Here is a 7922-nt window from a genome sequence, read left to right as displayed (position 1 = left end):
AGAGAGTTTTACGTAACTCCTCGTCATTCCTACGAAAGTAGGAATCCAATTCCGATAAAAGTGAAAAATGAGACTAAGAGTCAGCACGCGGGGGCGTGGATTGAAACATTCCATTTTTTAACAATTAAATTTTGAGCGTCGTTGCTCCCCTCTTGTATTGATGTCTCTGCAATCGGCAAGGTTATGGCAAAATCCTGTTAATTGCTGCCATGGAAAAGTTTTTTAGAGATTTTCAATAAAGCTGGTGGGATCGGTCTGTTTGTTGCTGCTAAAGACCAAGAAGCTAAACGTTATTATGAACAGTTTGGTTTTATTTCGTTACCATCTGATGAACTACAACTTTTTTTACCAGTGACAACAATTCAAAATGCTTTAGCTGTAAAGTCCGAATATTCAAACTCAAAAACGCCATAACTAATATAACAATTATATTTAGTATTGTTTTTATCGTACCATTATTTATTCACCGAATAATCATAAGTATAAGTACTTTACACCCAACTATCTTTATCGATTTATAAAATATACTATCATTTACTATTGACAGATGATCCCCCGCATGATGCTTTGTAAATATCAATTCATTTAACAAAGGGGGGCATCTTCGACAAAATCAACTAACTATTAATTATATGGGCGCGACCATACCCAAAGGGCGCAGCAAGCGGCGCCCCTACCAGCGCCCAAAAGCGAGAAGCACTGCTGCAACCAACAGCAATGCTCCTCTAAGTTTCACATGCCTAAATAGGAGGCCGTAAAACCTGATGAAGGATCAAACTCGTACTAACCCTAGAGTCAAGCGATTCAAGCAGTTACCTAACAAAAACAACCGCAAAGGCGATCGCACTAATAAAAATATTGCGAAAAATAAAGCCAATATTTATTCAGAATCTTTAACATTATCATCCCGCAGCAATTACCAAAACGCCGTAAATTACTTAAAGAAGCAATATCAAAAATGTTTAAAAATGCTTGATGAATTAGCACACCTGGGCGAAAGTCATCGCGATAATGCCTTTGCTCATGCAGAACAAGTTGAAAAACGTTTTGATGAAAGTAAGTTGTGATAATTTTTAACTGATTAAAAAGGCCGCCGGTGATGCGTGCAAGTATATAATTTAAACTACTGCCGCATCAATGGCCCATTACGTCGAGTGCCAGGCACCGGTCTGATTGGGCCTATACTTACTGGGCCTATACTTACTGGTTGCATAAGTATGTCAGTTCTGGCTAATTTATCGACGTTTTAGAGTATTATAAATTGCATCTGGTGCTACATCGACACCACATGGCCAAAATGGCGCACCATAATTGTCTAACTTAACCTGCGCAAACATTTGTGTATTTTTAAGAGGCTCAAATACCGGGCCCCATAAGCTACTAGCAAGTGAAATTTCGCCAGATGTACCGTCATCAAATTCAACATACAACTTATAATCAGAACGTGCTTCAACTTTAGTCATACGCGCAATCATGACTCACTCCAACGGGGCAATAGAATTAAGTGGCAAGTGCTGTTCAGACTTATGCCAATTATCAAACAACTCTGTGCGGTGCTCGATAGCCCATTCAATAACAAGCGATAAGACACGTTTGGGAAGATTGCCTGCAATTATTTCAAATGTATCAATTCTTATTTCAGCTAAGTATTCATTATAATATATATGAAAATGTGGCGGTGCATGTTCGTTATAATACATACGAATAGCTATCCCTAAAAATGTACTTATAGTCGGCATAATTCTTTAATTCCTAATGTTTAATTTTATATCACTTTAATTAATCTAATGAAAGCCTATCCTTCATTACTAAACGTGAAAAATGTGTCGCCCTAGGGGCATGCTCCTTCTTGCAAACGCCGAAAGATGGAACTGAGCCAGAGTGCCGTAGCTAGCAAACTTGAGGCGAGCCAATCAATGGTTGCTAAAATGGAAGCTGGTGATCATACGGTTTCTTTAGACCTCTAAAAACACTAAACGCCGCTCTATTGGATGTCTTTGTGTCTAAGGAGTAAAAAAATGGCACTAATAAACAAAAAAATTATCGCCTTTGGCTAAATCCACTTACCGGATTCACCTTTATAGCTATAAGCGTTACTGGGATTTTGATGTTTTTTCATATTCGTATTCCTGGGATAATGGTTCTGCACGAACTTGGTGGTCTTATACTCATTATCTTGGCATTACTTCATCTTATCCTAAATTGGCGTGCTATGATTTCATGTTGTCAGCATAAATCTGGTCGTATCGCCATATTTGTAGGCGTAAGTATTATTGTTATTTTATTAGTTCTTGGCATTGCACATGATGATCATCATAGACAGCGTAATGGTAACCAAAAATCTCGAATACAACCATCTTTGCAGCTAGCCGACTAAATAGCTAGATTGCCAAAAGCAATTATACCACCAACATTACGCAACGTTGGATTTGATTTATGGAAGTACAGGGAAGTAAAGGGGACACTGCTTAGACCTGCACTTCAAAGTCGGTAATTGAGAAAACCTAAGCCGAGACGTTGACCGTCGTGGTCAGTTTTTGCCCATAGCGCGTTTATGAGCAACCTTTTGAGCATTAAAAAACGACAACAGGTAATACAGGGTATTTTTATTTTTATGTTTTTTTTGTGCTTCGGATAACGGTTGAATTTTTATAAGACAGTGTCCCCTATAACCTCCCTATAACCTTACCAGTGCCAACAATTCAAAATGCTTTAGCTGCAAAGTCCGAATATTCAAACTTAAAAATACCATAATTTATATAGCATTTATATTTAGTATTGTTTTATCTCACCATTTTTTTAACTACATAAGCATAAGTACTTTATACCCAACTATCTTTATTTATTTATAAATTATACTATCATTTACTATTGACAGAGGATCCCCTGCATGATGCTCTGCAAATATCAATTCATTTAATAAAGGGGGGGCATCATCAACACAACTAACTAAAATATTTTTTTAAGCGAGAAGCACTGCTGTTTGCACCAGCAATGCTCCTCTAAGTTTCACATGCCTAAAACGGAGGCCGTAAAACCTAATGAAGGATCAAACTCGTCACAGTACTAGAGTCAAGCGATTCAAACAGTTACCTAACAAAAACAACCACAAAAGCGATCGCTGCACTAAAAACGCTGCGAAAACCCAAGCCAATATTAATTCAAAAGTTTCATCACCACCGCCATCTGGCAATAATTACCACAACGCAGTAATTTACCTTAAAAAACAATATCGCAAATGCTTAGCTATGCTTGATGAATTAGCCCACTTAGGTGAAAGTTATCGCGAAGACGCTATGGCTCATGCTGAGCAAGTTGATAAACGTTTTGATGAAAGTTCACGTGATTAATTTTAACTAAGTAAATTGCTAAACCAGTGATGCGTCTCAGTATAATTTAAGCTACTGCCGCATCACTGGCTAATAAATAATATTAATAACTTTTTATATATTGCTTACAGTCTTCTGCATACAGCCATAGGCTATAACGTTGCCCATGTTGGTCTCTATTATGGTATATCAACTCTATATAGGACAATCAGATTATGGAGTTACTATGATTGTAAATGTATCTGAAGCCAAGGCGCAACTTTCAAAATTACTCGATATGGTATATCACGGAGAAGAAGTTACTATCGCAAAAAATAATCTTCCGATAGCAGATCTAGATCAGCATCGCCGTAAAGGAAAAAGAAAGCTTGGTGTAGCCAAAGGCAAAATAAAAATTCCCCAAAATTTTGATGACGAGGATCCAGAAATTAACCGCATGTTTTATGGTAATAATATGCATATCATAATTGACACGCATATTTTTCTATGATGCCTTGCAAAACCAGAAAATCTATCAGCTAAGCAAAGAGACGAAATTGAAACCCTGGCGAATACAGTATATGTAAGTTCAATTTCTATTGCAGAAATAAAAATTAAGTCATCACTGGGTAAATTAAAGATTTCATTTAATCCTGTTGAAAAAGCCATTGAGTCTGGTTTTGAACTTCTTGATTTCAGAGCTGAAGATGCCCTCCTGCTTGGCTCCATGCCCTTTTATCACAAAGATCCGTTTGATAGAATGTTGGTTGCACAAAGCATCAGCAACAATTATCCAATAATTTCAAATGATAAAAAACTAAGTTCATATAAATGCAAAATTATCGGTTAAGCAATTTAGCCAAATTTTTTAATATAAGATATCAATAAGTACACGCACTATTTTTTTTGTTGCGTTTAATAAGTTGACTGACGCTTTGCTTAAGAAAGAGATTTACCGGTAAAACGCCTTACTAATTTATCGTTTATGTTACCGTAGATGTCACAAGCATAAGTTACAATTATCAGCTTATTTCCGCAGTTACATGACTGCGGTTCCATTGAAGCCAAAATCAGGTTGGTTAAGTAAAAATTGTTTTATAGTTGAGGTATTTTTTACTTCTCAATGGTCATTTTGTATGTAAAAATGACCACATGATAGACAGAGCGCTACAAGCAAATATTAAAAAAACAAGCAAAAGCGTTTTGCTGTTGGGGCCGCGACAAACCGGCAAATCAACGCTAATGCAGCAATTGGCTCCTGATTTAACCATAAATTTAGCCCGTGAAAGCGAGTTTCTTAACTTTACTGCAAATCCCGATGAGCTTGAACAACGAATTGCCGCTATACGTCCCAAAACGGTATTTATTGATGAAATACAACGCATCCCAGAAATGCTTAACACCGTGCAAGCTTTAATTGATGATGCTAAGCAAGAAAAAAAGGCGCTTAAATTTTTACTCACGGGCTCAAGTGCACGTAAGTTACGCCGGGGCAAAGCCAATTTGCTACCTGGTCGCATATTAAATTACACTCTTGGGCCACTCACTCAATACGAGCTTGGCGCTGGCTTTAACGCCAAACGTGCAATGGCACTCGGTACATTGCCCGAGCCATACCTCGAACCAGATATCTCTACTGCAACAAAACTGCTTGAGGCTTATGCTGGCACATACCTAACAGAAGAAATTCAGGCTGAAGCCCTCTCGCGTAATCTGCAAGGATTTTCGCGGTTTATTAAAGTAGCGGCAAGTGTTTCTGGGCAATTTTTAGATTTTTCAAAAATTTCACAAGCTGCAAAAGTTTCACGTACTAGCACCATTAGATATTTTGAAATTCTTGAAGATACTTTACTGGTATATAGATTGACTCCATTTACAGATACGGTAACTACCGCTGATCTTATTAAACATAATAAATTCTATTTTTTTGACCCAGGTGTTTTAAATGGATTACTAAATAATTTTTCAGTTTCTCTTGATCGTGTTGGTGCCTTGTTTGAACATCTATTAGTTAGCCAACTCTTTGCCACTGCCACAGCTCTCGATAAACATGTTAGCATACATACGTTTCGCACACGTGGCGGTCTTGAAGTTGATTTTATACTTAAAATAAAAGACAAAATTTGGGCAATTGAAGCTAAAGCCACTTCGCATCCAACCACTCACGATACCAATACTTTATTAGCGGCAAGCAAATATCTACCCGCTAAGACTCGTTACATTTTAACTATTCCTGATGGCGCATCTCGTCGCCTTAAAAACGGTATTGAAATAATGGCGTTATCAAAGTTATTAAATGAACTATCACATTAATTATATGTGATCGTCTTTCAGCATGCTTAGCTGCCATTGCTTGTTATACTAACTATCCTGCATACCACCATGACACTGCCTGCGAATGCGGGGAAGCACTTGTAGCCTTCGCTTTAAACCCACAACCCTAAAAATATTAAAAAAACACTAAACACCGCTTAATAAAATACCGTTGTTTATAATAGGCGTTTTAGCTTGTTAGGAGAGAGGTATGCGTAAATATTGGCCGACTCTGATGGGCATATTGGCACTGTTTGTCATCTCTTGTGGTAGCAATGACGATGATACGACAATTTTAACACAAGGCTCAGGCGTTGCTACAATACAAATGAAAGCTGATTTTTCTACGCAAGCCACCTCTATTAATGCCTTGCATATAAGCCTTACCCGCGCGCTATCATTGCCTAAAATTAATACCGCGCTCAAACAAGCGGTTTGCCCTACTCCCGCACCAATGCACGACGACCCAACCTTTGCCGCAGGACTAGACTGCGATCAAGATGGAGGCGTAGTTAGCTATTTGACGCCTAGTAAGTATCGCGTAAGCATAAAGCGACTAAGCTTTATAAGCGATAGCAATGAAACCGTAGATATCATTGCTGATAGCGGCACGTTGGCGGCTGCACCTATTGTTGATCTAACTTCGACCTTTACTTTACCAGCCAAGACCTTAGCTGCAGGTAATTACTCTGCCGCCAAATTTGAATTTTATTTTGTTGAGCTTACCATGCCTATCAATAATGCAGATACATTGACTACACTGCGCATTTATTTATCTGATGATGACTTTATAAATGAAGGTTCATTAGGACATCACCAAGGCGATATTACTTTTATAGATGCAACTAGCGGCGATGAGCTAGGTTTTGTTTTGCCTGGTGAAAGCTGGAACACTGATAATCTTGGCCCTACACGTACTGTATTCTTTAATAGCAGCGACAGCCAATCGGGGCATAAACGTGGCCTCTTTGGCAATACGGCCCTTTGGGATCAAGTAAAATTTCAACAAGGCGCTGATCAAGACATCTTTATTTATTATATGCCGCTTAACCTCACAGTGGTTGCAGATGGCAATCAGGCAGTTACGATAAACTTTCCGGTAAAAGATACTTGGTACTTTGAAGATTTTGATGGTGATAATCTATTCGGCCCCTGCTTAGGAGCATCACCAAATAGTGACGCCTGCGCTGATAATGCTGAATGGGCGCCTCTTTTTAATCCTCCAAAACTTGCAGATGATTAGGGAAAATTAATTTAGCTGTAGTTATATATTAATAACCCGACATCTCTATGCCTTAGATTCTTTGCTGCGCTTTAATTGCTTACAAGTGCGCTCCGGTACTTGTGTTCATTTTACGTTGTATTTTGCACACGTGCCAACAAAACATAGAAAAAGTAACTTCGCCTGATCAATAACAAAGATCTCATTTACCGCTTATGTGACCATAGATGTCACAGGTGTAAGCTATAGTCTTATAATTGGTAAGTGTACTTAGAATCGCAGCTATCGAGCAACGTATGTATTCTATACAAGCATACTTCTACCTTTTTGTGATATAATCCATGATGTTTCAGCTCTTTGAAAATTGCATAAAAAAGTCAATTATTACGCTTGCGAGCGGTTATATGGTGCGAAATCCTCTAGGGCCACTCGTAACATTAAAATCATTAAGATTTACATATAGTTGCAGTCATCAAAAATTATTAAATGTGCCACTAAAGTATGATCAAAATTTGTTTTTAACGCGGTTCTCGCAAACCATGTTGTATCTATGTATAATATCTAATATTTTGGCGCGAGCGATTTCCGTAGTTGAAAAACTACGGCTCCATTGAAGCCAATAAAAATTCTTTTGAAGGACGATTGCCTAAGTGATTTCCGTAGTTGAAAAACTACGGCTCCATTGAAGCTTTGTATCTTTCTTAGATTGTCTATTAATTCGCCAGATTTCCGTAGTTGAAAAACTACGGCTCCATTGAAGCATGCTTATGGGGAATTTGAGCAAGCCACTGCTTATACATTTCCGTAGTTGAAAAACTACGGCTCCATTGAAGCATTGCCTTTCGTTTAGTAGCCTAGATCGAGTAAAAGAGATTTCCGTAGTTGAAAAACTACGGCTCCATTGAAGCATGGATTCTTGCGCCACTGCATTGGGATCTATTATGATTTCCGTAGTTGAAAAACTACGGCTCCATTGAAGCTTCTCTACCTTTTTTCGCAGTGCCTTTGGATATCTCTATTTCCGTAGTTGAAAAACTACGGCTCCATTGAAGCAGACAAGACAAACACTTTAATAAAAG

Annotated in this window: 10 protein-coding genes and 1 CRISPR repeat array (1 of these 11 running past the window's edge); of the genes, 8 read left to right on the top strand and 2 right to left on the bottom strand. The window is 38.1% G+C overall.

Annotation, left to right across the window (positions count from 1 at the left end; genetic code table 11):
- The first annotated feature begins 201 nt into the window (after positions 1–201).
- Positions 202–414, top strand: coding sequence for a hypothetical protein (locus tag JW841_08440; protein MBN1960961.1), 213 nt, complete (start codon positions 202–204; stop codon positions 412–414).
- A gap of 350 nt (positions 415–764) precedes the next feature.
- Complete coding sequence (locus JW841_08435; GenBank protein ID MBN1960960.1) at positions 765–1067, top strand: hypothetical protein; 303 nt, start codon at positions 765–767, stop codon at positions 1065–1067.
- Positions 1068–1235: 168 nt separating this feature from the next.
- Here JW841_08435 and JW841_08430 read toward each other — a convergent pair whose 3' ends face one another.
- Both JW841_08430 and JW841_08425 read right to left on the bottom strand, forming a co-directional pair.
- A complete protein-coding gene (locus JW841_08430; protein MBN1960959.1) occupies positions 1236–1472 on the bottom strand; it encodes a DUF2442 domain-containing protein in 237 nt (78 codons plus the stop codon).
- A 6-nt stretch (positions 1473–1478) separates the two neighbouring features.
- Positions 1479–1739, bottom strand: coding sequence for a DUF4160 domain-containing protein (locus JW841_08425; GenBank protein MBN1960958.1), 261 nt, complete (start codon positions 1737–1739; stop codon positions 1479–1481).
- Between the two features lie 341 nt (positions 1740–2080).
- Here JW841_08425 and JW841_08420 point away from each other — a divergent pair, with 341 nt between their 5' ends.
- The 6 genes from JW841_08420 (at position 2081) to JW841_08395 (ending at position 6864) form a co-directional block, all read left to right on the top strand.
- Positions 2081–2377, top strand: a complete 297-nt coding sequence (locus tag JW841_08420; GenBank protein MBN1960957.1) for a hypothetical protein — start codon at positions 2081–2083, stop codon at positions 2375–2377.
- Positions 2378–3041: 664 nt separating this feature from the next.
- Positions 3042–3350: a hypothetical protein gene (locus tag JW841_08415; protein MBN1960956.1), complete on the top strand. Its 309-nt coding sequence runs from the start codon at positions 3042–3044 to the stop codon at positions 3348–3350.
- A gap of 205 nt (positions 3351–3555) precedes the next feature.
- Entirely contained in the window at positions 3556–3819 is a 264-nt protein-coding gene (locus JW841_08410; protein ID MBN1960955.1) for a type II toxin-antitoxin system Phd/YefM family antitoxin, read from the top strand.
- A 45-nt stretch (positions 3820–3864) separates the two neighbouring features.
- A complete protein-coding gene (locus tag JW841_08405; protein MBN1960954.1) occupies positions 3865–4158 on the top strand; it encodes a type II toxin-antitoxin system VapC family toxin in 294 nt (97 codons plus the stop codon).
- A gap of 302 nt (positions 4159–4460) precedes the next feature.
- Positions 4461–5621: an ATP-binding protein gene (locus tag JW841_08400; protein MBN1960953.1), complete on the top strand. Its 1161-nt coding sequence runs from the start codon at positions 4461–4463 to the stop codon at positions 5619–5621.
- Positions 5622–5832: 211 nt separating this feature from the next.
- Entirely contained in the window at positions 5833–6864 is a 1032-nt protein-coding gene (locus JW841_08395) for a hypothetical protein (protein ID MBN1960952.1), read from the top strand.
- A 560-nt stretch (positions 6865–7424) separates the two neighbouring features.
- Positions 7425–7922: a CRISPR direct-repeat array (repeat unit 36 nt; unit sequence ATTTCCGTAGTTGAAAAACTACGGCTCCATTGAAGC); it runs 195 nt beyond the window's last position.

The organism is Deltaproteobacteria bacterium (assembly GCA_016931625.1).
Classification (GTDB): domain Bacteria; phylum Myxococcota; class XYA12-FULL-58-9; order XYA12-FULL-58-9; family JAFGEK01; genus JAFGEK01.
Note: the sequence above shows the minus strand (reverse complement) of the source record. Positions and strands in the feature narration are given on the sequence as shown.